Here is a 26,912-nt window from a genome sequence, read left to right on the forward strand (position 1 = left end):
GCAGCCGATGGCTACCCTTGGGGATGCTTTTGGCGAAAGTGAAGCTTATTTGCTCATGGCACTGTGAACCTCCCAAACGCTCACGGTACCCTTGCCAAGTGCCGCGCTCCAGTTGGCAGACGAGCCATCTGTGGTATCGGCGTCAGTACCACCCAGTACCTTGGCGTATACGTCAATGGTGTGGCTGCCGGAACCGATGTCAGCTGAAAGAAAGTTGAAAGTGCTGGCCTGCTTGGTGTCCAGAATCAAGCCGATCTCTTCCTCGGTAAATGTGCATTCATCCAGTTGAAGGACCAAATCGTCACCAACATCACAGGTATCCAGTACACCGCCCAATTCAGCCCAGAGCGTCTGGGTACGTTTGTCGAAAACAACTTCACCAGGGTTGGCCATCACACCATCGACAAGCACTTTCATCTGGAGCTCTGCATCGGCAACTGAAGTTGATTTGTTGCCCCCTTTGCTCCGAACTACGGTTTCGGTCATCAGCATGGTTTCGAAGGAGACGCCGATAACCAGATCCTTGAAATTACCGGAGTTGGTCAGAGTGGTGGTCAATACCTTGCACCAGCCGTTCATGCATTCAGCACCACCGGCTTGCGCCATGGCACCAGCAATGCCCCCGTCACCATCATAGAATGCTGAAGCTGAATTATCTGCAATGACCGCAGGGCTGGCGACAACTGCCGACATCGCAAGTGCAATTCCGGTTGTCTTCATGTGCTTGAGCAGCGACCAGGATGTATCTTTATGAGAAAGCATGAGAAGTTTCCTTTATTACTGTGAGCGTTTGTCGACCGATAAATACATCTCCCTTGCTGGAAAGCGTCCTTATCAGATGCAAGAAACGCGGCGGAAATAATGCAGCAGGAATGTCCTTCTAATGGTGCAAATCCTCAGGTTGTGGTGTTGCTACATCGACCGTCAACATGCAGTAGGAAGGCTAGTACAGGTTGTAAAGCAGATAAAACGGATTGGGCGGGAATGCTGATTTTTTATGGAAGATTGCCAGATTTATGTAACAGTTTCCTTGTAAATCATATGGTTATTGGTGTTGAAAATTTATACATCTGTTTCATTTCTGATTGCATTAAGTTCAATTCCATTACACAGGCCACAGATTTTGATAAAAAAATGCGACAGATAGAGCCCGGTGAGCGGCTTTCGTTGCCCGGGCATTACCTGCCGATCCCAGGTATTGCTTCAGCTGAGTTGAGCCGGTATCCAGGTTCAGGTGCTGCTTCTGTCAGTAACCGACCTCAGGTGCCGATTACGCGGCCATAAATACCCTTCCTTGACCCCTCTTCCTCGTCTGTAGGACAATAAGGTCAATCATCACTTGGATTAGTTGGAGGCTTTTAGCGGGTTATCGCGGTTTTTGCAGGTTTATTTCCTGCCAGTTTGCTGCTTTTTTGCTGTACAGATCCATTGTGCAACCGCCCGTTACACTTGGACTTCCTTCATGACCGGTGCCGCTGTCGCTCCTGTCTCATCTGAGTGTCCCCTTTCATCCGAATTGAACACTTTGGCCTCATGCTGAGGGCAAGGTGGACTGTTTATTAACTCAAGCTTGCAAGGGAGCTCATGAACTCACATACGCCCATCAATGCCGTACAAATAGCCGAAGTCGACGCCCCTGCGTTCAAGGTTTACACCGCCCGTCACCTGCAGCAGATCCAGCAGTTGCAACGACTTCCATCCCAACTCAAGCATGAGATGGAAGTGGTTGCATCCGTTCTGCCGTTTCGGGTCAACAACTATGTGATCGAGCAATTGATCAACTGGGATGATGCCATTAACGATCCCATGTTCCAGCTGACCTTTCCGCAGCGGGGCATGCTCAAGCCGGAGCATTTCGAAGCCGTCGAAGCGGCTCTGGCGACCGAGGACAAGGCCGAGATCAAGCGTGTGGTCAATGAAGTGCGCCAGGAGCTGAACCCGCACCCGGCGGGTCAGATGGAGCACAACATCCCGCGCGTTAACGGTGAGCCGGTCAATGGCATCCAGCACAAGTACAACGAAACCGTGCTGTTCTTCCCCAGCTCCGGCCAGGTGTGCCACAGCTACTGCACCTTTTGCTTCCGCTGGGCCCAGTTCGTCGGTGACCAGTCACTGAAGATTGCGGCCAAGGAGTCCGGTCAGCTGTGCGATTATCTGCGTGAGCACCCGGAAGTGACCGACGTGCTGATCACCGGTGGTGATCCCATGGTGATGAAGACCAAGAACCTGCGTGCCTATCTGGAACCGCTGCTGGAGCCGGAGTTCGACCACATCCGCACCATCCGCATCGGCTCCAAGGCGCTGACCTTCTGGCCATACCGCTTCGTGACTGATGAAGACAGCGACGATCTGATGGCGCTGTTCCGCGAAATCATCGCCGCCGGCAAGCACCTGGCCTTCATGGCGCACTACAACCACTGGCGCGAGATGGAAACCGATATCCACCGTCAGGCGGTGGCACGTATCCGTGAAACCGGTGCGCATATCCGCAGCCAGGGCCCGCTGCTGAACCATATCAACACCGAAGCCGACGACTGGGCGAAGATGTGGCAGACCCAGGTGGAGCTGGGGATCCAGCCGTACTACATGTTTGTCGAGCGCGATACCGGCGCCCAGCACTACTTCGAAGTGCCGCTGGCGCAGGCCTGGAACACCTACCGTGACGCCATGAAGCAGGTCAGCGGCATCGCCCGTACGGCGCGCGGTCCGTCCATGTCTGCTACGCCGGGCAAGGTGGAAATTCAGGGGGTCACCGAGATCAACGGTGAGAAGGTGTTCGTGCTGCGCTTCATCCAGGGCCGTAACCCGGACTGGGTACAGCGTCCGTTCTTTGCTGCCTATGACGAGAAAGCGACTTGGCTGAACCACCTGAAGCCGGCTTTCGGTGCCGAGAAGTTCTTCTTCGAAGAGTGATCATCGTTAAACAAGCACGCGTGCAGGCGATGGGTTTCATGAACCGGTCGCTTGCAGGCAAGCTCCTGCACGATGGGTGGCTTTTTTTATAGCTAAATCCCCAAAAGTCGTATGGGTCTGGCATAATGCGCGGCTTCATTCACAGGAGGGTCGATCATGACAATCGAACAGGCACTGCATACCCGTAGCGAATCCAAATGCGAACTCTGTGGCGCAACCGACGCGCTGAGCGTTTTCCCGGTGCCGCCATCCTCCGATGACAGCGTCGACCAGTCCGTCCTGCTGTGTGACACCTGCCGTACTCAGATTGAGAACCCCGAACAGGTTGATCCCAACCACTGGCGCTGCCTGAACGATAGCATGTGGAGCCAGGTGCCGGCGGTGCAGGTGCTGGCCTGGCGCATGCTCAACCGTCTGCGTGGCGAAGGCTGGCCGCAGGATCTGCTGGACATGATGTATCTGGATGACGAAGCTCAGGCTTGGGCTGAAGCCACCGGTGATCATCTGTCAGATGACGAAGTCGTGCGTCACCTGGACAGCAATGGTGCCGTGCTGGAAGCGGGTGATACCGTTACCCTGATCAAGGATCTGAACGTAAAGGGCTCCAGCCTGACCGCCAAGCGTGGTACGGCAGTGCGTAACATCTCTCTGGTGCCGGATAACCCGGAACAGATCGAAGGGCGAGTGGAAGGGCAGCAGATTGTTATCCTGACCAAGTTCGTCAAGAAACAGAAATAAGCCCGGACGTTACTACAATTCGTCAAGCATTAAGGGGGCCTCGAGGCCCCCTTATTTGTTACAGCGAGAAGCGCGTCAGCAGGCGTTGCTGCTCTTGAGCGTATTCAAGCAACTGATGGCTGCTGGCCGAAGCCTGGTTGGCGCCCTGGGTCGTCTCCTGGGCGGTATCGTTGAGGCCGTTCAGTGTACGGCTAACCTCTTCGACCGCATCGGTTTGCTGTTGTGCCGCTTCTGTAATCTGGGTGCTGAGGCTGCCGATATGAGCAATGGCTGCGTTCAGCGAGTCCAGTGATTGCTGCGATGCGTGGGCATGGTCGACACAGGTTCGTGTCTGGCCATAGCTGGACTGCATGACATTAACGACCTGAGCAATGCTGGCCTGCATGTTCTCGACCATCTTCTGAATCTGGCCGGTGGAGTTCTGCGTTCGGCTGGCCAGTTCACGTACTTCATCCGCCACGACCGCAAAGCCGCGGCCATGTTCTCCGGCGCGTGCCGCCTCAATAGCCGCGTTCAGTGCCAGCAGGTTGGTCTGTTCGGCAATATCACGAATAGTGGACAGAATACTGTCGATCTCGCTGCTGTAACCGGCCAACTGGTCACTGACGCTGACCGCCTGCTGGATACCTTCGGCCTGAGTTTCTATGCTGGTTAGTGTCTCGCGTACGTTATCCGTCAGGCTGACACTGAGCTCTTCACACTGATGAACAGCGCTGAGCGTGGTCTGGCTGTGATCGGCCACTTCGGAAACGCTGCTGGATATTTCGGTCGCCGCCGAGGCGGTCTGCTGCAGCTGGTCACTCTGCTGCGCCATCGCCTTGGTGGTTTGCTCGCTGATCGCCGAACTTTCACCGGCCAGGTTGGCCAGCTGACCGGAACCACGGGTGATGGTCGCGACGATCTCCCGCAACCCGGCGACCACATCATTCAGGGTCTGGCCCAGCTCGCCGAACTCGTCGCGGCGCGTATGGTCGAAGCTCACCCGGAGGTCACCCTCTCTAAGCATGGTCAGCTGATTTCGGATCGTCGACAACGGCTTGCGCAGTGCCTGAATGGTCAATATCGCGATGCCGATGGCAAGCAGGATGGCGGTCAGGGTGACGGACAGGATGATCGTGTTGCTCAAGGTGACGGCCTTGTGGCCTTGATCCCGGGCCAGGCGAGCTCTGGCGCGCGCACTTTCGACCAGCTGTGTGGAGGTGGCGGTGAATTGCCCTGCCTGAGTGGACAGCTCAACCAGGGTCGCATTCATACTGTGTCGGGTTTCCTGAACCTGGTTATACAGCTGGATGATGCCGTCATCGGCATAGAGGCCTGATTCCAGCTGTTCGACCAGCATGGCGATCTGCTTGGCCTTGGGCTCGATGCTGCTGAAACGTTCGAAGGTCGTGCGCAGAGCATCGCGATTATCCCCGGCGTCGGAGTTGAGCGCCTGCAGGTTCTGGCTGCGCTGATAATTGAACATCATGAATCGGTAGGTGTTAGCGCTACGGGTGACCGGGCGGATCTGCTGTACACCGGCGGAGTTTTCAGTATCGGCCAGGTAGTTGCGAGCCCAGCTGGCGAGAGCATCGTTTTGGGTGAAAAACAGGACCGACTTCTGTGATACCTCGGCCTCGAGCTTGCGAGACCGGTGATAGAGCGTGAACAGGCTGTCGGACAGCTGTTCCAGTTCACCAGCCTGTTCGATCATTCTGGCTACCAATGCCTTCTGCTCGGCATCCAGGTCATCTTGCTGCGAAAGGCTGTCCAGCTGCTGCAGAACCTGTTGCTTACTGCTGTCAAAGAGACTGCGATACTGATCGAAGGAGGCCTCGTCACGTTGCGCGAGGGCGCCGTACAGTTGTGTCGTTGCCGTACCGACGGCCAGCGTCTGTTCGTAGCTGCGTTCCATCAGCGGTATGACCGCCTCGGTGAGCGTGGAAACATCCTGGCCCAGTGTGCGGCTGGCATAGAGACCGCTGGCTCCGACCAGAATGATGAAGAGTACCAGCACAGATAATCCCAGCGCGATTCGCTGAGTGATGTAGAGTTTCATGCGAGACCCTGCAGTTATTGTTATTAAAGGGTTTTTCGATCAGGGTATTTGCTTAGCGTTCTGCTGTAAATAGCTTATGTTTATCGGTACTTGTCGCTGGTGTCTGGGGGAGATCAAAACAGTATCGAATTCCCGGCGTTTCTCCGTGCGGGCTATAGCCTTAATTCTAGTGTCGGACTATGCTGTCACTTTAAGCATCGAGATCAGGAAGGCATTGATGTTCAAGTACTTACCAGATAGGAATTCAATACGTTATCGTATCGGCAAGGCACTGGAGCAGGTATTGGAAGCGATAGGGCTACGCTCGCTTGATGCGCAGTTCATGTTTTCCTATATCCTGATCTTTGTGCTGACCGCTGTGATCGGTGTTGCTGTGTGGATGGCAGGCAGCGATGATGCGACCGCAATAAACGTGGCCGGCAAGCAGCGGATGCTGAGTCAGCGTCTTGCCAAGGAAACCCTCCTGTTGCAACAGGGTGTCGTCCAGCCGGATCTGCCCCGCGCGACCATGAACAGCTTTGAAACAGCACACCGTGCGCTGCTGGATGGCAATTTCGATATGGGGATCAAGGCCGCTCGAGATGATGAAATCCGCACTCAGCTGGAATATGTGGGGCAGCTGTGGCACAGCTATCGCAGCGGCGTTGAGCAGTTGCTGCAGGGGCAGGGGACACCCGAGGGGCTGACACAGTTCCAGGCCACTTCGCTTCAGGTGCTGACCGAAATGAACAAGGTCGTCGGCATGATGGAGCAGAAGGCCATTGCCGAACAGGCCCTGCTGCAGAATATCGCCCTGGTCGTGACGGTGGTGGTATTGCTGCTGATTGTGATGGGACGGGCCTTTGGCTTAACCGTGATGTTTCGCCAGATCAAGAACCTGCGTGACCACCTGAGAGTTCTTTCCGAGGGGAATTTCTCCGTTCCGATCGAGATCGACAACCCTAACAACGAAGTCGGTCAGAACTATACCGCCTACAACGAGATCATACGCGAGATCGGTGAGCTGCTGCACAAAGTTACACAGACCTCCAGCCGGATCAGTACCGGGATCAGCCAGGTCAATGCAGATCTGTCGGATACCGACCGCGGGGTGTCGTCTCAGCAGGCGCAGATCGAGATGGTTGCGGCAGCAGTAGCAGAAATGGCAGCCACGGTACAGGAGGTGGCGCAGAGTGCTGCCAATGCTGCATCAGCTGCGGAATCGGCCAATGATTCCGCCAAGGGGGGGCAGCAACTGGTTGCCGCAGTTAGTGACCAGATTGGCGCAGTAGCCGATCAGGTACGCAGTTCCGTGGATGTGATCCATGATCTGGCCAAGGGCAGTGAAGAGGTCAGCCAGATTCTGGATGTGATCACCGCAGTGGCCGAGCAGACCAACCTGCTGGCGCTCAATGCCGCCATTGAGGCGGCCCGAGCAGGAGAGCAGGGCCGCGGTTTTGCTGTGGTGGCGGATGAAGTGCGCACTCTGGCGCAGCGTACACAGCAGTCGACGGAAAGCATCGCCCGTATCGTCGATCGTCTGCAGCGACAGTCTTCAACAGCGGTCGAGTCGATCGGCACCAGTCAGCGCCTGGCTGAAGAGAGTGTGGCTAATGCCGAGGAAGCGCGCAGCGTGATTTTACGCATAGTGGATGCGGTCAGCGTTATCTCTGACATGAACACCCAGATTGCTACGGCGTCGGAAGAACAGAGCCAGGTGGCTCAGGATATGGATCAGCATATTAACGGCATCGCCGACGAAGCCAAGCGCACTTCTATCTACTCCAAGCAGTCCGTGGGTGTCACCCAGGGGATCAGTGGTTATGTTAACGATCTGCTCAATGAAGTGAATCGCTTCGAGACTAACGTGCACGGGATCGATCTCAGCGCCGCCAAAGCGGCACACCTGTCCTGGAAAACCCGCCTGCGCAGCTACCTTGATGGTGAGTCTTCACTGACCGAGAAGGAAGCGGTATCGCACTTTGATTGTGCCTTCGGCAAGTGGTACTACTCGGATGGCAAGCAGAAGTATGGTCAGATGCAGGAGTTCAACAGTATCGAGCGTCCGCATGAGAAGCTGCATGCGTTGGTCAAGGAAGCGATTCATCATCAGTCGGTGGGAGAGCATGGCCAGGCAGAAATCTGCTATGACCAGGTGGCGCAGATCTCGGCCGAAATCGTCGATAAGCTGACCGCCCTTGAGGACAGGGTGCAGGCGGCTTCCAGTCGATAAAAGGGGATTGGACGTAAACGACGGGGCGCTACGGCGCCCCTTTGTATTTCAGGCTTCAGGCACGCAATGACCAGAAGTGGTCGGAGAGCTGCTTGAGGTTAAGCGACATCTGACTCATCTGCGCTACCGAGGCTTCGGTTTCGCGGCCATGCTCGAGGTTGTTGCCAGCCACATCCTTGATCATGTCCACATTGCGCTCTACTTCACTGCTGACCGCCAGTTGTTGCTCAACGGCCGAGGCGATCTGCGTGTTCATGTCGCTGATCTGGGTAATGCCCGCTGCAATCTGCTGCAACGCCTCGGCGGCTTCCAGGGCGCGGGCTACGGTGGTCTCGGCCTTGAGGCGGCTTTGCTGCATGGCGTCCGTCGCTTCCAGTGACCCATGTTGCAGGTTTTCAAGCAGTTGCTGGATCTCGCCAACTGAGGTCTGGCTTTGCAGCGCAAGGTTACGTACTTCTTCCGCCACGACGGCAAAGCCACGCCCCTGTTCTCCCGCACGCGCTGCCTCAATGGCGGCATTGAGTGCCAGCAGGTTGGTGCGCTCGGCGATCGCCGTAATCACGTCCAGAATGCGGTAGATGCTATTGCTGCTGTCGGCCAGCTGGTTGATTACGCCAGTCGTTTGTTCAATCTCGTTGCTGAGCACATGAAGGGCTTCTCGTGCCTCCGACATCAGTGTGCTGCCATTCTGAGCAACCTGAGTTGAACCATCGGCGCTGTCGGCACTGAGCTGGGCGTGACGGGCTACATCGCTGATGCTGGCGACCATTTCGGTCATTGCCGAGGCAATCGCGGCGGTTTCGGCCTGCTGGTGGTGCAACCCTTCGCTGCTGCGCTGGGCTGCTTGTGCCAGGCGCTCAGCATTCTGACTGAGCTGTTCTGCGGAGTCGTTGATACGGCCGGCGATGGCACTGGCCTCTGAGCGTAAACGGAACAGGGCAAACTCAAGCTGCCCGGCCTCATCGTGGCGGCCGGTGAATATATGGCGCGCAATGGGGTCGTCAGAGATCTGCTGACGGGTGCCTTCGATAATCTTGTGCACCGGCCAGACGACCAGCATGCACAGCAGGCTGGTGAGCAGGGCAGCGATTAGTGTTGGCCATATAGCCTGTGCCGGCAAGGCGCCTGACAGGAGGACAGCCGCAATGATCAGGCTGGTCAGCACTCCGCAGGCCAGGCATTTGCCGGGCAGGCTGGAACGGGCAGCCAGGCGTCCAGGAAGCTGTTTGCCGGCATTCAGTCGCGCATAAAGGGTTTCTGCACGCGCCACCTGCTCCGTGTTGGGGCGGGTGCGCACCGACTGGTACTCAACGGTCTCGCCATGGGTCTGGATCGGTGTGACATAGGCGCTGACCCAGTAATGATCGCCGTTCTTGCAGCGGTTCTTGACCAGTCCCATCCATGAATGTCCATCCTGAATCCTGTCCCACAGGCTCTTGAATGCCGCCGGCGGCATATCGGGATGCCGAACGATGTTATGGCTTTTGCCAAGCAGTTCGTTTTCCTCGAAGCCCGAAATGTTGATAAAGGTCTGATTGACGTAGGTGATGCGACCCTTGAGGTCAGTGGTGGAAAGAATGTTGGTATCGTCGGCAAAGTCGACCGCGCGATCGGTGACCGGCAGGTTTTTCTTCATGGGCATTTTATCCTTATTGTCGCCATGGTTATCGATCCGTGACGTCCAATATAGACTACCCACAAAAATTGTGGAAATTATTGGTTGTATAAAAAAAGCGACCTTAAGGCCGCTTTTTCAGGTGAGGTGCGTCTATCGCGAGGGTCAGTCTTTGACCACGTCCACGAAGTACGCATCCTTGCCGTTTATATCCTCGCGTACCAGGCCATGCACATCGGTTTCGAAGCCCGGGAAACGGGAATTGAAATCACGTGCAAACTGCAGGTAGCGCACGATGGTCTTGTTGAAGCGTTCGCCCGGCACCAGCAGAGGAATGCCCGGCGGGTAAGGTGTCACCAGCATGGCGGTGACACGGCCTTCCAGTGCATCGATGGAGACACGTTCCACTTCACGATGCGCCATCTTGGCCCAGGCATCGGCCGGGGTCATGGCCGGTTCGATGTTGGACAGGTACATCTCGGTGGTGATGCGCGCCACGTCATACTGTTTATAGACGTTGTGGATCTCGGTGCAGAGGTCACGCAGGCCGACGCGTTCGTACTGCGGATAGCGCTTGGCGAACTCCGGCATCACCCGCCACATCGGCAGGTTATGGTCATAGTCGTCCTTGAACTGCTGCAGCTCGGTCACCATGGAGTTCCAGCGGCCCTTGGTGATGCCGATGGTGAACATGATGAAGAAGGAATACAGGCCGGTCTTCTCGATGATGATGCCGTGCTCGGCCAGGTACTTGCTGACGATGGCGGCGGGAATGCCGACTTCGTCAAATTCGCCCTTCAGGTTAAGTCCCGGGGTGATGATGGTGGACTTGATCGGGTCCAGCATGTTGAAGCCGGAGTCGATCTTGCCGAAACCGTGCCAGTCGTCGTCATCGTGGATGATCCAGTTGTCGCGGTCGCCCAGGCCTTCCTCGGCTTGAACATCCGGCCCCCAGACCTTGAACCACCAGTCATGCTCGCCGAACTCCTCGTCAACCTTGTGCATGGCGCGACGGAAGTCGATCGCTTCCAGCAGCGATTCTTCTACCAGGGCCTTGCCCCCCGGCGGCTCCATCATTGCCGCCGCCACATCGCAGGAGGCGATGATCGCGTACTGCGGGCTGGTGGACGAGTGCATCAGGTATGACTCGTTGAAGCGATGGGTATCCAGCTTGCGGTTGTTGCCGTCCTGTACCAGGATCTGTGAGGCCTGTGACAGGCCCGCCAGCAGCTTGTGCGTAGACTGGGTGGCGAACACCAGGGTTTCATCCGAACGTGGACGCCCTTCACCGATGGCGTGCATGTTGTGGTAGAAGTCGTGGAAGGAGGCGTGTGGCAGCCAGGCTTCATCGAAATGCAGCGTATCGATGGTGTTGCCCAGCATCTCCTTGATCGTCTCAACGTTGTAGACGATGCCGTCGTAGGTGCTCTGGGTGATGGTCAGAATACGCGGCTTCTTGTTCTTCGCTTCGCGGGCAAAGGGGTTAGCCTCGATCTTCTTGCGGATGGTTTCCGGATCGAACTCGCTCTTCGGAATCGGACCAATGATGCCGTAGTTGTTGCGGGTCGGCATCAGGAACACGGGGATCGCGCCGGTCATGATGATTGAATGCAGGATCGACTTGTGGCAGTTACGGTCGACCACTACGATGTCACCCGGTGCCACCGTGGAATGCCAGACCACCTTGTTGGAGGTGGAGGTGCCGTTGGTGACGAAGAACAGGTGGTCGGCGTTGAAAATGCGTGCGGCGTTGGCCTCACTGGCGGATACCGGGCCGGTGTGGTCCAGCAGCTGGCCGAGCTCTTCTACCGCATTGCAGACGTCGGCCCTCAGCATGTTCTCGCCGAAGAACTGGTGGAACATCTGGCCCACCGGGCTCTTCAGGAAGGCGACGCCACCGGAGTGACCCGGGCAGTGCCATGAATAGGAGCTGTCGCTGGCATAATCCATCAGCGCACTGAAGAAGGGCGGTGCCAGGCTTTCCAGATACTTGGTCGCTTCGCGGATGATATGGCGAGCGACGAACTCCGGGGTATCCTCGAACATGTGGATGAAGCCGTGCAGCTCACGCAGGATATCGTTGGAGATATGGCGCGAGGTGCGGGTTTCGCCGTAGAGGAACACCGGAATGTCGGCATTGCGCTTGCGCACTTCGCCAATGAAATCGCGAATGGATGCCAGTGCCTTGTTGACGTCCTCGTCGGAGCCGGTACCGAACTCTTCGTCGTCAATCGACAAAATAAAACAGGAGGCACGGCTGGCCTGTTGTGCAAATGACGTCAGGTCACCGTAACTGGTAAAGCCAATGACCTCCATGCCTTCGCGACTGATCGCTTCAGACAGGTCGCGGATGCCTGAGCCGGAGATGTTTTCGGAGCGATAATCTTCGTCGATAACGACGACCGGAAAACGAAATTTCATTCACACAATCCTGCAAATTAGGGCGGATTTCCAGACAGCCTGGACAGTCCGCAATTGTAGCAGTGGCGGGGGACGTGTAAAGGAGTGGGCTGTCATTGGAACGTCATTGAAGGCAGCTAGGATGGGCCGAAACAAGAATATGATGACAGCAATGAACCTCACCCTGAATGCATCGGTATCAAATCCTGCTCCTGCCAAACCGGTGAGCCTGAAAGCCACCGAGCGGATGAACCGTATGCCGGTGAAGGTGGATGCGTCAGGGGGGCTCTGGATCGAGGGAAGGCCTTTGGTGTGCCCGCCGATTTTTCCCTGCTCCAGTCGCGGTGAGCTGGTCTTTTCGCCTGGCGAAACGGGTGTGTTGCTGGGGCCATGGGGGCCAGATCCTGACCATCATCTTATTCTGTCGGGCCGACTGTCAGGGCAACAGGAGGGGCGATTGATTCTGACCCTGGACTCTGGCCTGATGCTTCAGGCCTGCCACCCTGTAAATACGTCTGCCTCACTGGAACTGAGGCCTCGGCAGCGGCTTTGGCTATCCATTCCCCTGTCTGCCCTTGAATATCGCCGTTGAGCCGACGTGGATATGATGATTTGGCTTGATGGTATTCAGAAACAGGTATTTGTGTTTATCCTTGCTGTACTCTCATAAGACTGCATGACAAGAACCCGAGTTTGCCCGATGTCCCGCACTGATTACCCTGTATACCTTCAGCTCCGTGACCGCCTCTGGGACTGGATCGAAACCGAAGAGTTGTCCAGCCAGCAGCGCCTGCCCTCCGAACGGGAGCTCTCCGAGCGCTTTCACACCACCCGGGTGACGATCCGTCAGGCACTGTCGCAGCTGGAGGCTGAAGGGTTGATCTTCAGATCCAACCGCCGTGGCTGGTATATCACCCCGGAGCGGTTGCGTTATGACCCCAGCCGTGACGTTGGCTTCAATCGCTATGTCACCGAGCAGGGGTTTCATCCACGTACCGAAACCCTGTTCAAGCAACTGACCGAAGTGCCACCCTGGCTGAGCGAGATCAGCGGCCTTGAAGTGGGCACACCGATCTATCATGTGTTTCGTCGACGCTATGTCGATGAGCGTGGTCTGCTGGTGGAGCATAACTATATCAACCCGGCGCACTGCCCCGGACTGCTCAGTGAAAGCACCGACATGTCGATCTGGCAGATGCTGCGAGAAAAGTACGACCTGCGTCCCGAGCACCGTGATATCGAGATTTATCCGCTGGCGCTGAAGGGGCTGGAAGCCGAATCCCTCAACGTCAACCAGGGTGCGGCCGGGCTTTATATCCAGCGGCTCAGCTTTGATCAACGCGGTGATTTTTTGGAGCTGGACCGGGAGTACTGGTTACATGATGCACTGAAGATCGCCGTTCGCATCGGTGACCGCCACTAAGGCAGAACATCCTTTCGAAACATATTTGTCACAGGTCTGTCATTTTGCACTCGCATAATCTGGTATATACCAGATTGGAGAGCGTAACATGCAGTATCCCTCAACAGATTTCCTGATCATCGGTGGCGGCATTCTCGGTGCCGCCACCGCCTGGTCTCTGGCGCAGCGGGCGCCGGCGGGTACGCGCATCCGTCTGGTCGAAGCCGGCATGCTGGCGACGGCGACGACCAGCCAGGCGGCGGCCTTGTTGACCCGGGTGCGCCCCGATCCGGCCATGGCTGCGCTGGTAGCGCAAACCTTCTCCGCTATCGATCAGCTTAATAAGGTACTGGATGAACCTCTGCCGCTGCGTCAGGTGGGCAGTCTGCATCTGGCGACCCGTGAGGCAGGGCGTCAGTATCTCCATTCAACGGCACGGACGGCGGCCGACCTGGGTCTGACAACTGAGCGGTTGAAGCTGGATGACGTGATTCAGCGCGCGCCCTGGCTATCTGCGGCGGCTGATGCCGAAGCCCTCTATGTGGCTGAAGATGGTTATATGGACCCGGTGCAGCTGGCGCAGGGGTATATCACGGCGGCACGTCATCTCGGCGTTGAGGTGGTGCAGCACTGTCGTGTCCAGTCCTTGGTCCGGCAGCAGGATCGGGTCGTCGGTGTCCAGACCGACCAGGGTTTCATGGCCGCCGGCTGCGTGATCTGCTGCGCCGGTCCCTGGTCCACACAGCTGCTGGCGGAGCAGGGGGTATCGCTGGCGATGGCGCCAGTACGCAGCCATTACTGGATCACCGAGGACAATACCGACCTCTTCCCCGCAGACTCGCCGATGGTGATCCTTCCTGACGCCAACGCTTATGCGCGTCCCGAAGTGGGTGGCCTGCTGTTTGGCCTGCGCGATCAGCAGGCGGTGTATGGCGACCCGGCCAGCCTGCCTGAAAATATCCACGGCTACCTGTTCAACTGCGACCCGGACGGCTGGGAATGCCTGGAGTCCGGCTGGACCGAACTGGCCGAAGTGTTTCCTGCGATCGAACACCTGGGTATCGCGCATTACCTCACCGGTGTGTCCAGCTACACCCCGGATGGCAAACCCTTGCTGGGCCAGACCGATCGTCCGGGACTGCTGGTGGCGACCGGCTGTTCTGGCGGCGGTATTGCACTGTCTGGCGGTATTGGGCGTTTGCTGGCGGAACTGGCGCTGGGGCAGGCGCCGTTCTGTGATCAATCCCCCTTTGCGCTGAATCGTTTTGGTGATGTGGACCCGTTCAGCGAGGCCTTTCGCATTCGCTGTGCACTGGCGCGCAGCAAAAAACAATCCGGTTAAAAAACATGCAACCTTTTGTTCATCGTTCTGCAACAGAGTGCTGTGAGAATTGTTTGGTATAGACCAGTTTGAAAGACCTTGTACATCTCAACGCACGTTAAACGGATAATAGGATCGCAACATGAAACTGAACATGAAAAAGACCCTGCTGGCTGCTGCTGTTGCCCTGAGCGCTACGGGTGCTCAGGCGGCAACTGAACTGACCGTTTATACCGCTCTGGAAGCGGATCAGCTGAAGGCCTATTCCTCAGCGTTCGAAAAGGCCAACCCTGATGTGAAGATCCGCTGGGTACGTGATTCCACCGGCATCATCACCGCGCGCCTGCTGGCCGAGAAAGAGAATCCCCAGGCCGATGCGATTCTGGGTGTGGCAGCGACCAGCCTGCTGGTACTGAAGAACCAGGAAATGCTGCAGCCGTACAAGCCTGCTGGCGTAGAAGCGCTGAGCGGCCAGTTCATCGATAAGGATGAAACACCATCCTGGATCGGTATGGACGCCTGGGTTGCTTCCATCTGCTACAACCGCATCGAAGCTGAAAAGCATGGTCTGCCGATGCCGAAAAGCTGGAAGGATCTGACCCAGCCGGTCTATCAGGGCCATGTGGTGATGCCGAACCCGAACTCTTCCGGTACCGGTTACCTGGATGTGGCCAGCTGGCTGCAGACCTTCGGTGAGGAAGATGGCTGGAAGTTCATGGACGATCTGCACCAGAACATCGATCGCTACACCCACTCCGGCTCCAAGCCGTGCAAGATGGCAGCGGCCGGTGAAACCCCGATCGGTATCTCCTTCGCTTACCGTGGCGCCAAGCTGATCAACAAGGGCGCGCCGATCGATCTGGGCTTCCCGTCTGAAGGCCTGGGTTGGGACATGGAAGCAGCGGCCATCGTCAAGGGCACTGACAAGATGGATGCGGCCAAAAAGCTGATGGACTGGGCCGTTACCCGTGACGCCAACACCCTCTACAACGACAGCTACGCCGTAGTTGCCATGCCGGGTGTAGCCAAGCCGGTGCCGAACTACCCGACCGATATCGCTGATCGCATGATCGACAACGACTTTGAATGGGCCGCCGTGAACCGTGCCCGCATCCTCAAGGAATGGCAGCAGCGCTACGACGGCAAGAGCGAACCGAAAAAATAAGCAGCCGCCAGCCGTTACCAAGGGAGGGTTGCTGCTGCAGCCCTTCCGCTATTTTTACGGAGACTGAACATGAATACCTCAACCCCCTATCTGCAGATTCAGCATCTGCGCAAGTCCTTTGGCAGCTTCACCGCACTGGATGACATCTCCCTGGAGATCAAGGAAGGCGAATTCGTCTGCTTCCTGGGCCCGTCCGGTTGTGGCAAGACCACACTGCTGAGAGCCATTGCCGGTCTGGAACAGCAGGAAGAGGGCCGCATTGTGCAGGCCGGTGGTGATATTTCGACCCTGCCGCCGCAGCAGCGCGACTTCGGTATCGTGTTTCAGTCCTATGCCCTGTTTCCCAACCTGACCGTGAGTGAAAACATCGCCTACGGTCTGGCCAATATGAAGATGCCGCGTCGCGAGCGTCAGCAGCGGGTGGAAGCCCTGCTGGAGCAGATCCACCTGCCGGATATCGGCGACAAGTTCCCGGGACAGCTGTCCGGTGGTCAGCAGCAGCGTGTGGCGCTGGCCCGTGCGCTGGCGACCGAGCCGGGCCTGTTGTTGCTTGATGAGCCGCTGTCGGCACTGGATGCCCGTGTGCGCCTGCATCTGCGCAATGAAATCTGCACTCTGCAGCGCAAGCTGGGCATCACTACCATCATGGTGACCCACGATCAGGATGAAGCCCTGACCATGGCCGACCGTATCGTGGTCATGGACCATGGCCGTATCGCCCAGGTGGGCACTCCGGAAGAGATCTATCAGCAGCCCGCCACTGAGTTTGTCGCCCGCTTTGTCGGCAGCATGAACCTGTTGCCGGCCGAAGTACTGGACCGTCTCAGTCTGATGCTGGGTCGCAAGGAGGTGCCGGTGCCAATGGTCCTGCCGGTGTGCGATCGCGGTACCCTTGGCTTCCGTCCGGAGAGCGTTCAGCTGCACAACGGGCCCTTTGGCCTGAACCGTGATGATCACCTGGTGCTGCAAGCGCGTCTGGATCAGGTGCATTTCATGGGCGCTTTCGTGCGTCTGGAAATGACCTTGGACGAAGAATTGCCGTCGATCCACGTGGACCTGCCGGTGGAGCAGCTGCATAGCCAGAAGCCCGCAGTGGGAGAAAGCCTCTGGCTGAGCATTGCGGCTGAATCACTCAAGTTTTACCCGGCGGAACAGCAGGGACATGGGCCGATGCAGTCACGTCCGGCCGACTCCGGCATGCAGATGGGTGTAGCGGCCATGCAGGTGGCAGGAGCCTGATGATGTCCGCGACACTGACCCTGTCCGCCAACAAGCGCGGCTTTGATAGCGAAACCTGGCTGCAACGATTCATTGTTGCGGCCGGATTGCTCTTCCTGCTGTTGGCGCTGCTGGCGCCGCTGTTGACCATGCTGGTCAAAAGTCTGCAGAACGGTGCCGGCGAATTTATCGGCCTCAGCAACTTTGTCGATTACTTCGGCAACCCGGCGCTGACGCGGTCGATCCTGAATTCGCTCAATATCGCCTTCTGGACCACGCTGATAGTGGTGTCGACCGCCTTTGTCTTTGCCTATGCCCTGACGCGCAGTGGCATGGTGGCGAAGAAGGGCTTCCGCCTGCTCAGCATGCTGCCGCTGTTTGCGCCTTCGCTGCTGCCGGCGTTGAGCATGATCTACCTGTTCGGCAACCAGGGTATTCTCAAGGACTGGCTGCCCGTGGACAGCATTTACGGTCCGGTGGGTATCGTCATGGGCCTGAGTTTCTGGGCCTTCCCCCATGCACTGATGATCCTGATTACCGCGTTCAGCAACAGTGATGCGCGCCTGTACGAAGCCGCCAAGTCGATGAAAACGCCGCCCTGGCGCGTGTTCCTGACCGTAACCCTGCCGTCGGTGCGTTATGGCCTGATCAATACCATCTTCGTTATCTTTACCCTGACCATCACCGATTTCGGCGTCGCCAAGGTGATCGGCGGGCAGTACAACGTGCTGGCCACCGACATCTACAAGCAGGTAGTGGGGCAGCAGAACTTCCAGATGGGGGCTGTAGTCAGCGTAATCCTGCTGCTGCCGGCACTGATCTCCTTTGTCGTTGAGCGTCGGGTGCAGCGTCACCAGTCGGCACAGCTGTCATCCCGTGCCGTGCCGATGCAGCCGCAAAAATCACCGCTGCGTGATGCCTTGCTGGCGCTGTTCTGCACCCTGATCTGTGGCTTCCTGCTGCTCGTGATCGGCATGGCGGTGTATGCCTCCTTCATCACTTTCTGGCCGTACAACATGGCGCTGTCATTCAACAACTACCGCTTCGACATGATGGACGGCGGTGGCTGGGCGTCCTATTTCAACTCGCTGCAGATGTCGGCCTGGACCGCCGTGATCGGTACTGCCGTGGTGTTCCTGGTGGCCTACATGAGCGAGAAGATCAAGCCGATGCCGACCGCGCGCAAGCTGCTCCAGTTGCTGGCGATGCTGCCGATGGCGGTGCCGGGCATCGTGCTGGGCCTGGCCTACATCTTTTTCTTCAACCACCCGCAGAACCCGCTTAACGGGATCTACGGCACCATGACGATCCTGGTACTCAATACCCTGGTGCATTTCTACACCGTCTGTCACCTGACAGCCGTGACCAGCCTGAAGCAGATCGACGGCGAATTCGAGGCAGTGTCAGCCTCACTGAAAGTACCGTTCTACACCACGCTGCGCCGTGTAACGCTGCCGCTGGCACTGCCTTCGGTGCTGGATATCTCGGTGTACCTGTTCGTCAACGCCATGACCACGGTATCGGCAGTGGTGTTCCTGTATTCCGCCGAAACCACGCTGGCGTCGGTGGCGGTGATGCATATGGACGAGGCGGGGGATATTGCGCCAGCGGCCGCCATGGCGGTGCTGCTGATGCTGACCTCACTGGTTGCCAAGGGTCTGCACTGGCTGATCAGCCACCAGATTCTGCAACGCACCCAGCGCTGGCGTCAGCGCTGAACGGGACGGGCGCCTGAGGGCGCCCTGGCTTGAAACTCGCGAAAAAATTTTGCTTCGAAATGCTGGTATAGACCAGAAAGAGAGAACGAGATGAAAACTGAACAGCCCTATCTGCTGACTCCTGGCCCCATCACCACCACCCTGAGCGTCAAACAGGCGATGCTGCAGGACTGGGGTTCCTGGGACGCTGACTTCCGCGCCATGACCGCTCAGCTGTGCCAGCGTCTGGTGGCGCTGGTCGACGGTGAAGACAGTCACGTCTGCGTGCCGATGCAGGGCTCCGGCACCTTTGCCGTGGAAGCCACGCTGGCCACGCTGGTGCCGAAAGAAGGCAAGCTGTTGATCCTGATGAACGGTGCCTACGGTCAGCGCATGGGCAAGATCATGGACTATCTGGGTCGTGATTATGTGGCGCTGGACAAGGGCGACTACGAGCCGCCCCGTGGCGAAGAAGTGGAAGCGATGCTGGCAGCGGACCCGGCGATCACCCATGTGGCCCTGGTCCACTGTGAAACCAGCTCCGGCATCCTCAACCCGGTGGAAGAGATCGCCGAGGTTGTGGCGCGTCAGGGCCGTCGCCTGATCATCGACTCCATGAGCGCCTTTGGCGCCGTAGCGATCAGTGCCAGGGAAGTGCCGTTCGATGCGCTGATCTCCTCGGCCAACAAGTGCTTCGAGGGTGTGCCGGGCTTCGGTTTCGTGCTGATTCGCCAGAGCGCGCTGGAAGCCTCCAAGGGTAACGCCCATTCGCTGAGCATGGACCTGTTGGATCAGTGGCAGTACCTGGCCAAGACCGGCCAATGGCGCTACACCCCGCCGACCCATGTGGTGGCGGCGTTCCTGCAGGCGCTGAAGGAGCACGCGGAAGAGGGCGGTATCGCCGGTCGTCACGCCCGTTACCAGCGCAACCAGCAGCGCCTGGTCGCCGGCATGCGCCAGCTCGGTTTCGAGACCCTGCTCAGCGATGAGTGGCTGTCCCCGATCATCATCACCTTCTTCTCGCCGGGCCACGACAACTTCGACTTCCAGGCCTTCTACGACCGCATGAAGGCACGCGGTTTCATCATCTATCCAGGCAAGCTGACCGAAGCGGAGAGCTTCCGTCTGGGCTGTATTGGCCAGCTCTACGATGCGCAGATCGATGCCGTACTGGAAGCCGTCGCGGCGGTGTTGGATGAGATGGGCATTGCCGATGGTGCTCCGGCCCATGCGCTGGAACCAGCGGCAACCGCCTGACCCACACTTGACTGAATTGACCGATTAAACTGACCGATTGAATTGATGACAGGAGTAATCCTATGACACCGAACTATCAGTTTGAACGCCGCTATGTCGGCCCTATCGAAGCCCTGATCATGGACTGGGCCGGAACCACAGTGGACTTTGGTTCCATGGCGCCGATCCGCGCCTTCCAGCGCCTCTTCGCCGAAGAAGGCCTGCCGATCAGCGAAGCCGAAGCCCGTGGCCCTATGGGTACCGAAAAACGTGAGCATATCCGCCAGCTGTGCGCGCACCCGCGTATTCGTGATGCCTGGAAAGAGGTGAAGGGCGAGTACCCGACCGAGGCGGATATCGATCGCATGTACGATGATTTCGTGCCGTTGCAGATCGACGCCATCGCCCAGACCGCCGAGCTGATCCCGGGTCTGACCGATGCGCTGGAGTGGATGCGTACCAACGACATCCGCATCGGTGGCAACACCGGCTATGCGTCTACGATGATTGAGGGGCTGCTGGCGCGTGCCGCCGAGCAGGGTTATACCCCGGACAGCAATGTCTGCGCCACCGAAGTGCCCAAGGGCCGTCCCTATCCGCACATGAGCCTGAAAAATGCCATGGACCTGGGCGTTCAGCACCTCTGTGCCTGCGTCAAGATCGATGACACCCTGACCGGTATCGAGGAAGGCCTCAACGCCGGCATGTGGACCATCGGCGTCGCCGTCAGCGGCAACGAAGTGGGCATGAGCCTGGAAGACTGGCATGCGATGAGCGAAGCGGAGCAGGAAGTCCGTCGTGCAGCAGCCTACCAGCGTATGACCGGCAGCGGTGCCCATTACGTCATCGACAGCATCGCCGATGTGATTCCCTGCCTGGAAGATATTGCCGCTCGCCTGGCCGTCGGCGAGAAGCCGTGACACCCACGGCGATCGGTTTGATCCTGGTTTCAGCCCTGATGCATGCGGGCTGGAACCTGATCGGCAAGCGCACCGCTCAGACGGTGCGTTTTTATGCCTGGGCCATGGGGCTGGGCATGCTGGTGTTCAGTCCTCTGCTGATACGCAGCTGGTCCAGTGTCACGGCCCTGCCCACCGATTTCTGGTGGCTTCTGCTGGCATCAGGGTTGTGCCAGACCCTCTATATGAGCGGCCTGGCCAAGGCCTATGGCCAGGGCAACCTCAATGTCGTCTACCCCTTGGCGCGAGCGTTGCCGGTAGTGATCGTGCCGCTGCTGGTGCTGGTCAGCTATGGCCAGAGCCAACTGAATACTCAGGACCTGCTGGGTATGGGCCTGATCATGCTCGGTTCGCTGGCCTTGCCGCTGGTGCGCTGGCGGGACTGGCACTGGCGTGATTACTGTACGCCGGCCATCGGCTGGGTACTGCTGGCGGCCTGCGCCACGGCCGGCTATTCGGTGCTCGACAGCGCCGCAATCCAGATCATGAAGCAGCAGGGGATGGATCCCTTTGCCGCCGGCAGCAGTTTTGTCGTGCTGCAGGCCGCGGCCTGTTTGCTGTGGATGCTGCCGCTGATCCGCTGGGGCTTTGGTGAATCGCTCAGGGTCGTGCCGGACTTCGGCTGGACGCTGCTGGCGGGCTGTTTCATTATCGGTACCTACCTGCTGATCCTGGTCAGCATGTCGATGGTAAGCGAAGTCAGCTATGTGGTGGCGCTGCGCCAGGTCAGTATTCCGCTGGGGGTATTGATCGGCGTGTTCTGGCTGCGCGAGTCGGTCAGCCTGCCAAGGTTGCAGGGGCTGGTCGTCATGCTTATGGGGCTGGTGCTGGTTTCACTCTAGGGAGCCGGCATCGAGTCGGCTCCCGTTTACGGCTGTGGTCGGGCTCAGCCTTTCTGAACCGACGGCCGCTGCGCCATCTGTGCATGCCAGCGCTGCAGGTTGGGCAGCTGCTCCCCCAGTTCGATCTCAAGGCGACCGAGGAAACCGCACAGTACCCACAGAGTGATGTCCGCTATCGAAAAGTGCTCACCGGCCACCCAGTTATGCTTGCCGAGTTGTTTATCGAGGGTTGGCAAAAATGCGCTCAGCCGCTGGCGCGACTCCTCACCCCATTCCCGGATGCAGGTTTCACGGTCACTGAAGAAACCCGAGAGGTTGCGAAAGGCCTGAAAGGCCGGTACAACGCCCTGAAACTCAAGAATCCGCTGCCACATCTCCACTTTTGCCTGTTCTATTGGCGTTTGCCCAAAGAGAGCCAGCTCATTGGGATTGATGGCATCGATGTAGCGGCAGATCGCCACGCTCTCACAGATATGGGTGCCATCCTCCAGTTCAAGTACCGGTATGAGCCCGTTTGGTGCCTTGTCCATGAAGGCTTCGGTTCGGTTTTCCGCTGCGCGAATATCGACATCGACGCGCTCAAGCTCAATGCCCAGCTCCCGCAGGAAAATGTTTACGCGTTCGGCACTTGGGGTGCCTGCCTTTTCGTGGAGTCTCATATAGGCCTCTTCTTGGTGTTATTGGGTGCCAGCCAGTAGTTAAGCATGTTCAGCGTTGTCCAGCCAAGCGGTGGGACCACTGCTGAACGGTTGGACCAAAGATAAAGGAGATCACCCCAGCCGCTGGCCAGGCCATGCTGAAAGCCCGCATCCACTGGGTGACGTACAGGTCAGAGAAGCCCAGGTTCAGCCAGGTCACATAAGCGGTCATGAAAAAGGAAAGGACAAGTGACATCAGAGCGGTAAACCAGAGTCTCTGTTTCATTTCGGATTCCTGTGGATGGTGGAGGTGAAAGGAGTGTATATAATTGCTTAAGCTTTCAACATTGGCGCGTTTGTAATCTTAAATTTCAAATATGAAACCATCATTTGACGATCTGGCTCTGTTCATTCAGGTAGCTCGCAAGCGCAGTCTGGCTGCTGCCGCCGAATTTCTGCAGCTGCCACCGGCAACCGTAACCCGACGCTTGAAACGGCTGGAGAGCGAGTTGGGTTATCAACTGGTACGTCGTTCGGCCCGTCATTTCAGCCTCACCAGCGAAGGGGAGGTCTGTTATCAGCATTACGCTGGATTGATTGATGAACTTGAACAGGCCAGTGCCCGGCTGAGCCGTGATAATCAGGAGATGAGTGGACTGCTGCGGGTCTCGGCACCGACCAACCTTGCCACCGGTGTGCTGAGACCCATGTGGACCGCTTTCATGCGTCAGTATCCACAGGTACGGCTGGAGCTTATGGTGAGCAACCGTACTGAAGACATGCTCGACAAGCGGATCGATATCGCACTCCGAATTGGCCCGCAGGCGGACTCGGGGCTGTATCAGAAGAAGCTTGGCTGGGTGGGCACTCACCTGGTGGCCGCACCCGAATATCTGCGCCGTGCCGGAATACCCGAAACCCTGGAACAGTTGCAACAGCACAAGACATTGGCGTTCAAGCATCTATCACCCTGGCGCTTGCAGCATATCAACGGTGGACGGCAGATGGACTTGCATCTGACCCCGGCTGCCAGGGTGGATGATCTGGCGCTGGTGCGTCAGTTTGCGTGTGATGGTCTGGGTATTGCACTTTTGCCCGATAGCGAGATTCAGCAACCGCTCCAGGCCGGATTACTAAAGATCATTTTGCCCGAGTGGTGGGGGCCGCGTCGTGACATCTTTGCCGTTTGGTCCGATGGCAGATTGCTCAGTGTGCGTGCCCGCTGCCTGAGGGATTTTATGGAGGATTACATCAGTCGAGAGCCAGTTCTGCAGGGGGGAATGGGCTGAACCTGTTTGGAAAAGCGCCAAACTTTGCTATTGAGGCGCTTCTACCTCGGCGGACTCAGTGCCCGCCCGAAGTTGAAAACAGGTTGATTACCGCCACGCCCGCCAGAATCAACCCCATGCCCAAGATGGCGGCCAGATCCAGCTTCTGGCCATAGAGCCACCAGCCCACCGCAGCGATCAGCACCACGCCGATACCGGACCAGATCGCATAGGCGATCCCCACCGGAATCACTTTCAGCGTCAGTGACAGAAAGTAGAACGAGATCAGGTAACCGATGATCACCGTGGCAGAGGGTGCCAGTCGGGTGAAGCCTTCGCTGGCCCTGAGGGCCGAGGTGGCGATGACTTCGGACAGAATGGCGATGGACAGAAACAGCCAGTATTTCATTGTGAGTTCTCCGTCGAGGGGGGCAGAAGTAGAGCATTATCGGCATGAACGTGGCCGGGGACCAAGGGTTTCAGGTATGGGATGCCGGCGCTCGGAGGGCACAGTTGGCCAGGCCTGCGGCACTGGCCTGGGTTGCGCCGCCGATCAGGCCCACCTGCTGCCGGGCCTGACGCAGCCTGGCGATTACCTGCGGCGTGGTATGGCGTTGGTAGTTGTAGCTGGCCAGCACGAAGAGGGCATCCGGCTTATCCTCGTCCAGCAGTTGATCCAGGCTGCAGTGTGGCTGGATGTCAAAGCCGCTGGGGCTGGTGGCGGGCTGGCCGTCGATGGACACCAGTGTCCAGCGATAGCCCGACCCCTGGATGAAGCTGTTGGCGGCCCGCAGCGGTTCCAGTGAGTTGAACAGGCAGAGATTGCTGTACTCGGGCAGCAGTACAAAACAGTAGTGTTTCACGCTTCCATTTCTCCCTTTCCGAATCCCCGCTCAAGGGCTGCCTTCAGCCCGTCAGTCATTGTCGCTTTCTGGACCACACAATGATCCCCCACAAAAGGGGGGAAGGATATTTCGGCGAAAAATGTGACAACTGTGGCTGTCAGCGCGACATCGACCGGCGGCCGTTCGGCGATGATGCAACGCAACTGCTGCCGACAGGACGCTCCTGCGGCGACACGCTCGGCCAGACGGGTCTGGGATCCGATGCACACAACAAAGATAAAAACTGATGATTTCAGGAGCTGAAACTATGTCATTTGCCCGTTTTCTTCGGCCCCGCAGCATTGCGGTGATCGGCGGTCGTGAAGCCGAAGAAGTTGTTCGCCAGTGTCTCAAGGCGGGTTATACCGGAGAGATCTGGCCGGTCCATCCGAAAAAGGATCAGGTTGAAGGGCTGCCGGTCTATCGCTCCGTCGCCGATCTGCCCGCTGCGCCCGATGCGGCCTATGTGGCGGTCAACCGCACGCTTACCGTATCCGTCGTCGGCGAGCTGGCCGAGCGTGGCGCGGGTGGCGTGATCTGCTACGCCACCGGATTCGGCGAGTCCGGTGAAGAAGGCAAGCAGCTGGAAGCCCGGTTGCGCGAAGCCTCCGGCGACATGCCTCTGCTGGGTCCGAACTGCTACGGCCTGCTGAACTATCTGGATCAGGCCATTCTCTGGCCGGACCAGCAGGGTGGCGAGCAGGTTGAGTCCGGTGTGGCGATCATCACCCAGTCCTCCAACGTGGCGGTCAACTTCACCATGCAGCAGCGTGGCCTGCCGATGGCCTATGTGGTGTCGCTGGGCAACAAGCTCAAGTTCGACCTCCAGGATGCCATTCGCGAGTTCGCCCAGCAGGACAGCGTGACCGCGATCGGTCTCTACATCGAAGGCATTGCGGACCCGGTGGCGTTCGAGAGCGCAGTGAAATATGCCCGTGAACTGGGTAAGCCGGTGGTGGCGATCAAGTCCGGTCGCTCCGATGCCGCGCAGAAGATGGCGCTGTCCCATACGGCGTCTCTGGCCGGCTCCGACACGCTGATCAATGCCCTGTTCGCCCGTGCCGGCGTGGGTCGAGTGCGTTCCATGGAGGCGCTGATCGAAGCGCTGAAGGTACTGCACCTTTTTGGCCCCCTGGATGGTTACAAGCTGGGTTCCATGAGCCCGTCCGGTGGTGACGGGGCGCTGGTCGCGGATGCCGTAGAGGACACCCGACTGGAGCTGACCGCACTGTCTGACGCACACATGCAGCAGGTGAAAACCACCGTGCATGAGCTGGTCAGCGTCTCCAATCCGTTCGATTACCAGCTGTTTGACTGGGCTGACCAGGCACGACTGACCGACACCTTCGCTGCCTTCATCGGCCGTGAGTTCGACCTGTCCCTCTGTCTGTTCGACTACCCGCACGTTGAGCGCTGCAGTGCCCATGCCTGGCAGCCGGCGCAGAACGCACTGATTGATGCAGTCAAGCGCACTGGTGCCAAGGCGGCGGTCCTGGCGATGCTGCCGGAAAACATGCCCGAAGCCACCGCCAAACTGCTGATGAAGCAGGGGGTGGTACCGTTGTCGGGGCTGGGTGCTGGCCTGGAAGGTGTGGAAGCGGCCGCGGATATCGGCCGTGTTTGGGCTGCCGAAGCGGTTCAGCCGTTGCTGAAGCCGGCGCCGGAATTCGATGACACCCGTCTCAAGATGCTGGATGAGGCCGAGTCCAAGCAGATGCTGGCGGCCTACGGCCTGAGCGTGCCGGAAAACCGCATTGTCGCCAGTGCGGAGGAAGCGGCGGTCGCGGCCGAGCAGTTGGGCTATCCGCTGGTGGCGAAAGGCCTGGGAGTAGCGCACAAGACCGACGTGGGCGCCGTGAAGCTGAACCTGCACAGCGCTGACGAAGTGGCGGCGGCCATCGCGCAGATGGCGTCTCTGGCCGATCGTTTCCTGATCGAGAAGATGGTTGATGGGGTGGTGGCGGAAGTAATCGTCGGCGTAGCGCGTGACGAGCAGTTTGGCCCCTACCTGGTGATCGGTGCCGGTGGCGTGCTGGTGGAACTGCTGCGCGACAGCAAGTCGCTGCTGCTGCCGGCAAGCCGCGAAGAGATCCGCACTGCCCTGATGGAGCTGCGCAGTGCCGCCCTGTTTACCGGTTTCCGCGGTCGTGCCGAGGCCGATATCGAAGCGGCGGTCGATGCCATCGAGGCGATCGCCCACTTCACCCGTGAAAACTTCGACCGTATTGCCGAACTGGACGTGAATCCGCTGCTGCTTCGTGCCAAGGGGCAGGGAGCTGTGGCGGCTGATGCCCTGGTACGGATTCTGGACTGATTGCAAGACAACCCTGCGTGGCCGCAAACAGGCGCGGGTCACGCACTAGCTG

24 protein-coding genes are annotated in these 26,912 nt (G+C 58.3%); 16 read left to right on the top strand and 8 right to left on the bottom strand.

Going from position 1 to position 26,912, the window contains the following annotated elements:
* Positions 1-45: 45 nt before the first annotated feature.
* Positions 46-762: a hypothetical protein gene (locus ABD013_RS10795; protein WP_343805701.1), complete on the bottom strand. Its 717-nt coding sequence runs from the start codon at positions 760-762 to the stop codon at positions 46-48.
* A gap of 222 nt (positions 763-984) precedes the next feature.
* Here ABD013_RS10795 and ABD013_RS10800 point away from each other — a divergent pair, with 222 nt between their 5' ends.
* The 3 genes from ABD013_RS10800 (at position 985) to ABD013_RS10810 (ending at position 3,651) form a co-directional block, all read left to right on the top strand.
* Positions 985-1,284, top strand: coding sequence for a hypothetical protein (locus tag ABD013_RS10800; protein ID WP_343805703.1), 300 nt, complete (start codon positions 985-987; stop codon positions 1,282-1,284).
* 300 nt (positions 1,285-1,584) lie between these two features.
* Positions 1,585-2,913 (top strand): KamA family radical SAM protein, encoded by a 1,329-nt coding sequence (locus ABD013_RS10805; RefSeq protein WP_343805705.1) that lies wholly within the window; start codon positions 1,585-1,587, stop codon positions 2,911-2,913.
* 156 nt (positions 2,914-3,069) lie between these two features.
* Entirely contained in the window at positions 3,070-3,651 is a 582-nt protein-coding gene (locus ABD013_RS10810; RefSeq protein WP_343805707.1) for a PhnA domain-containing protein, read from the top strand.
* 58 nt (positions 3,652-3,709) lie between these two features.
* Here ABD013_RS10810 and ABD013_RS10815 read toward each other — a convergent pair whose 3' ends face one another.
* Positions 3,710-5,689: a methyl-accepting chemotaxis protein gene (locus ABD013_RS10815; RefSeq protein WP_343805709.1), complete on the bottom strand. Its 1,980-nt coding sequence runs from the start codon at positions 5,687-5,689 to the stop codon at positions 3,710-3,712.
* 217 nt (positions 5,690-5,906) lie between these two features.
* Between ABD013_RS10815 and ABD013_RS10820 the strand changes: the two genes are divergently transcribed.
* The gene (locus tag ABD013_RS10820; protein ID WP_343805711.1) at positions 5,907-7,901 is read left to right on the top strand and encodes a methyl-accepting chemotaxis protein; all 1,995 of its coding nucleotides are present in this window, start codon (positions 5,907-5,909) and stop codon (positions 7,899-7,901) included.
* Between the two features lie 55 nt (positions 7,902-7,956).
* On the opposite strand, the gene ABD013_RS10825 is transcribed toward ABD013_RS10820, so the two are convergent.
* Together ABD013_RS10825 and ABD013_RS10830 are read right to left on the bottom strand one after the other, a co-directional pair.
* A complete protein-coding gene (locus ABD013_RS10825) occupies positions 7,957-9,537 on the bottom strand; it encodes a methyl-accepting chemotaxis protein (RefSeq protein WP_343805714.1) in 1,581 nt (526 codons plus the stop codon).
* 144 nt (positions 9,538-9,681) lie between these two features.
* Positions 9,682-11,937 carry an Orn/Lys/Arg family decarboxylase gene (locus ABD013_RS10830; RefSeq protein WP_343805716.1) on the bottom strand — a complete coding sequence of 752 codons (2,256 nt, stop codon included), beginning with the start codon at positions 11,935-11,937 and terminating at the stop codon, positions 9,682-9,684.
* A gap of 151 nt (positions 11,938-12,088) precedes the next feature.
* Between ABD013_RS10830 and ABD013_RS10835 the strand changes: the two genes are divergently transcribed.
* The 9 genes from ABD013_RS10835 (at position 12,089) to ABD013_RS10875 (ending at position 21,756) form a co-directional block, all read left to right on the top strand.
* Positions 12,089-12,508, top strand: a complete 420-nt coding sequence (locus tag ABD013_RS10835; RefSeq protein ID WP_343805718.1) for a hypothetical protein — start codon at positions 12,089-12,091, stop codon at positions 12,506-12,508.
* A gap of 108 nt (positions 12,509-12,616) precedes the next feature.
* On the top strand, positions 12,617-13,339 hold the full coding sequence (locus ABD013_RS10840; protein ID WP_343805720.1) for a UTRA domain-containing protein: 723 nt from the start codon (positions 12,617-12,619) through the stop codon (positions 13,337-13,339).
* Between the two features lie 88 nt (positions 13,340-13,427).
* Entirely contained in the window at positions 13,428-14,660 is a 1,233-nt protein-coding gene (locus ABD013_RS10845; protein WP_343805722.1) for an NAD(P)/FAD-dependent oxidoreductase, read from the top strand.
* A 121-nt stretch (positions 14,661-14,781) separates the two neighbouring features.
* Positions 14,782-15,804, top strand: coding sequence for a putative 2-aminoethylphosphonate ABC transporter substrate-binding protein (locus tag ABD013_RS10850; protein WP_343805724.1), 1,023 nt, complete (start codon positions 14,782-14,784; stop codon positions 15,802-15,804).
* Positions 15,805-15,873: 69 nt separating this feature from the next.
* Positions 15,874-17,043, top strand: coding sequence for a putative 2-aminoethylphosphonate ABC transporter ATP-binding protein (locus ABD013_RS10855; RefSeq protein ID WP_343805726.1), 1,170 nt, complete (start codon positions 15,874-15,876; stop codon positions 17,041-17,043).
* On the top strand, positions 17,043-18,740 hold the full coding sequence (locus ABD013_RS10860) for a putative 2-aminoethylphosphonate ABC transporter permease subunit (protein ID WP_343805728.1): 1,698 nt from the start codon (positions 17,043-17,045) through the stop codon (positions 18,738-18,740). Before ABD013_RS10855 ends, ABD013_RS10860 begins: the two co-directional genes overlap by 1 nt.
* 90 nt (positions 18,741-18,830) lie before the next feature.
* On the top strand, positions 18,831-19,976 hold the full coding sequence (locus ABD013_RS10865; protein ID WP_343805731.1) for a 2-aminoethylphosphonate--pyruvate transaminase: 1,146 nt from the start codon (positions 18,831-18,833) through the stop codon (positions 19,974-19,976).
* 62 nt (positions 19,977-20,038) lie between these two features.
* Positions 20,039-20,875: a phosphonoacetaldehyde hydrolase gene (gene phnX / locus ABD013_RS10870; protein WP_343805733.1), complete on the top strand. Its 837-nt coding sequence runs from the start codon at positions 20,039-20,041 to the stop codon at positions 20,873-20,875.
* Positions 20,872-21,756 carry an EamA family transporter gene (locus ABD013_RS10875; RefSeq protein WP_343805734.1) on the top strand — a complete coding sequence of 295 codons (885 nt, stop codon included), beginning with the start codon at positions 20,872-20,874 and terminating at the stop codon, positions 21,754-21,756. The genes phnX and ABD013_RS10875 overlap by 4 nt, the downstream gene beginning before the upstream one ends.
* A gap of 44 nt (positions 21,757-21,800) precedes the next feature.
* Here ABD013_RS10875 and ABD013_RS10880 read toward each other — a convergent pair whose 3' ends face one another.
* Both ABD013_RS10880 and ABD013_RS10885 read right to left on the bottom strand, forming a co-directional pair.
* The gene (locus tag ABD013_RS10880) at positions 21,801-22,415 is read right to left on the bottom strand and encodes a glutathione S-transferase family protein (protein ID WP_343805736.1); all 615 of its coding nucleotides are present in this window, start codon (positions 22,413-22,415) and stop codon (positions 21,801-21,803) included.
* A 49-nt stretch (positions 22,416-22,464) separates the two neighbouring features.
* Positions 22,465-22,680, bottom strand: a complete 216-nt coding sequence (locus ABD013_RS10885) for a DUF2798 domain-containing protein (RefSeq protein ID WP_343805739.1) — start codon at positions 22,678-22,680, stop codon at positions 22,465-22,467.
* Positions 22,681-22,771: 91 nt separating this feature from the next.
* On the opposite strand from ABD013_RS10885, the gene ABD013_RS10890 reads away from it, so the two are divergent.
* A complete protein-coding gene (locus ABD013_RS10890; protein WP_343805741.1) occupies positions 22,772-23,683 on the top strand; it encodes a LysR family transcriptional regulator in 912 nt (303 codons plus the stop codon).
* Positions 23,684-23,738: 55 nt separating this feature from the next.
* On the opposite strand, the gene ABD013_RS10895 is transcribed toward ABD013_RS10890, so the two are convergent.
* Together ABD013_RS10895 and ABD013_RS10900 are read right to left on the bottom strand one after the other, a co-directional pair.
* Positions 23,739-24,071 carry a DMT family transporter gene (locus ABD013_RS10895; protein WP_343805743.1) on the bottom strand — a complete coding sequence of 111 codons (333 nt, stop codon included), beginning with the start codon at positions 24,069-24,071 and terminating at the stop codon, positions 23,739-23,741.
* 70 nt (positions 24,072-24,141) lie between these two features.
* Entirely contained in the window at positions 24,142-24,525 is a 384-nt protein-coding gene (locus ABD013_RS10900; protein WP_343805745.1) for a type 1 glutamine amidotransferase family protein, read from the bottom strand.
* An 80-nt stretch (positions 24,526-24,605) separates the two neighbouring features.
* Between ABD013_RS10900 and ABD013_RS10905 the strand changes: the two genes are divergently transcribed.
* Complete coding sequence (locus tag ABD013_RS10905) at positions 24,606-24,794, top strand: hypothetical protein (RefSeq protein ID WP_343805746.1); 189 nt, start codon at positions 24,606-24,608, stop codon at positions 24,792-24,794.
* 20 nt (positions 24,795-24,814) lie between these two features.
* On the top strand, positions 24,815-26,860 hold the full coding sequence (locus ABD013_RS10910; RefSeq protein ID WP_343805747.1) for an acetate--CoA ligase family protein: 2,046 nt from the start codon (positions 24,815-24,817) through the stop codon (positions 26,858-26,860).
* Positions 26,861-26,912 lie beyond the last annotated feature (52 nt).

Origin of the sequence: Marinobacterium maritimum (genome assembly GCF_039523155.1) — a bacterium.
Taxonomy (GTDB): domain Bacteria; phylum Pseudomonadota; class Gammaproteobacteria; order Pseudomonadales; family Balneatricaceae; genus Marinobacterium; species Marinobacterium maritimum.

Coding starts and splice junctions, on each gene's coding strand:
- ABD013_RS10795 (WP_343805701.1), bottom strand. CDS start 762: ATGCTTTCTCATAAAGATACATCCTGGTCGCTGCTCAAGCACATGAAG.
- ABD013_RS10800 (WP_343805703.1), top strand. CDS start 985: ATGCTGATTTTTTATGGAAGATTGCCAGATTTATGTAACAGTTTCCTT.
- ABD013_RS10805 (WP_343805705.1), top strand. CDS start 1,585: ATGAACTCACATACGCCCATCAATGCCGTACAAATAGCCGAAGTCGAC.
- ABD013_RS10810 (WP_343805707.1), top strand. CDS start 3,070: ATGACAATCGAACAGGCACTGCATACCCGTAGCGAATCCAAATGCGAA.
- ABD013_RS10815 (WP_343805709.1), bottom strand. CDS start 5,689: ATGAAACTCTACATCACTCAGCGAATCGCGCTGGGATTATCTGTGCTG.
- ABD013_RS10820 (WP_343805711.1), top strand. CDS start 5,907: ATGTTCAAGTACTTACCAGATAGGAATTCAATACGTTATCGTATCGGC.
- ABD013_RS10825 (WP_343805714.1), bottom strand. CDS start 9,537: ATGAAGAAAAACCTGCCGGTCACCGATCGCGCGGTCGACTTTGCCGAC.
- ABD013_RS10830 (WP_343805716.1), bottom strand. CDS start 11,937: ATGAAATTTCGTTTTCCGGTCGTCGTTATCGACGAAGATTATCGCTCC.
- ABD013_RS10835 (WP_343805718.1), top strand. CDS start 12,089: ATGAACCTCACCCTGAATGCATCGGTATCAAATCCTGCTCCTGCCAAA.
- ABD013_RS10840 (WP_343805720.1), top strand. CDS start 12,617: ATGTCCCGCACTGATTACCCTGTATACCTTCAGCTCCGTGACCGCCTC.
- ABD013_RS10845 (WP_343805722.1), top strand. CDS start 13,428: ATGCAGTATCCCTCAACAGATTTCCTGATCATCGGTGGCGGCATTCTC.
- ABD013_RS10850 (WP_343805724.1), top strand. CDS start 14,782: ATGAAACTGAACATGAAAAAGACCCTGCTGGCTGCTGCTGTTGCCCTG.
- ABD013_RS10855 (WP_343805726.1), top strand. CDS start 15,874: ATGAATACCTCAACCCCCTATCTGCAGATTCAGCATCTGCGCAAGTCC.
- ABD013_RS10860 (WP_343805728.1), top strand. CDS start 17,043: ATGATGTCCGCGACACTGACCCTGTCCGCCAACAAGCGCGGCTTTGAT.
- ABD013_RS10865 (WP_343805731.1), top strand. CDS start 18,831: ATGAAAACTGAACAGCCCTATCTGCTGACTCCTGGCCCCATCACCACC.
- phnX (WP_343805733.1), top strand. CDS start 20,039: ATGACACCGAACTATCAGTTTGAACGCCGCTATGTCGGCCCTATCGAA.
- ABD013_RS10880 (WP_343805736.1), bottom strand. CDS start 22,415: ATGAGACTCCACGAAAAGGCAGGCACCCCAAGTGCCGAACGCGTAAAC.
- ABD013_RS10885 (WP_343805739.1), bottom strand. CDS start 22,680: ATGAAACAGAGACTCTGGTTTACCGCTCTGATGTCACTTGTCCTTTCC.
- ABD013_RS10890 (WP_343805741.1), top strand. CDS start 22,772: ATGAAACCATCATTTGACGATCTGGCTCTGTTCATTCAGGTAGCTCGC.
- ABD013_RS10895 (WP_343805743.1), bottom strand. CDS start 24,071: ATGAAATACTGGCTGTTTCTGTCCATCGCCATTCTGTCCGAAGTCATC.
- ABD013_RS10905 (WP_343805746.1), top strand. CDS start 24,606: ATGATCCCCCACAAAAGGGGGGAAGGATATTTCGGCGAAAAATGTGAC.
- ABD013_RS10910 (WP_343805747.1), top strand. CDS start 24,815: ATGTCATTTGCCCGTTTTCTTCGGCCCCGCAGCATTGCGGTGATCGGC.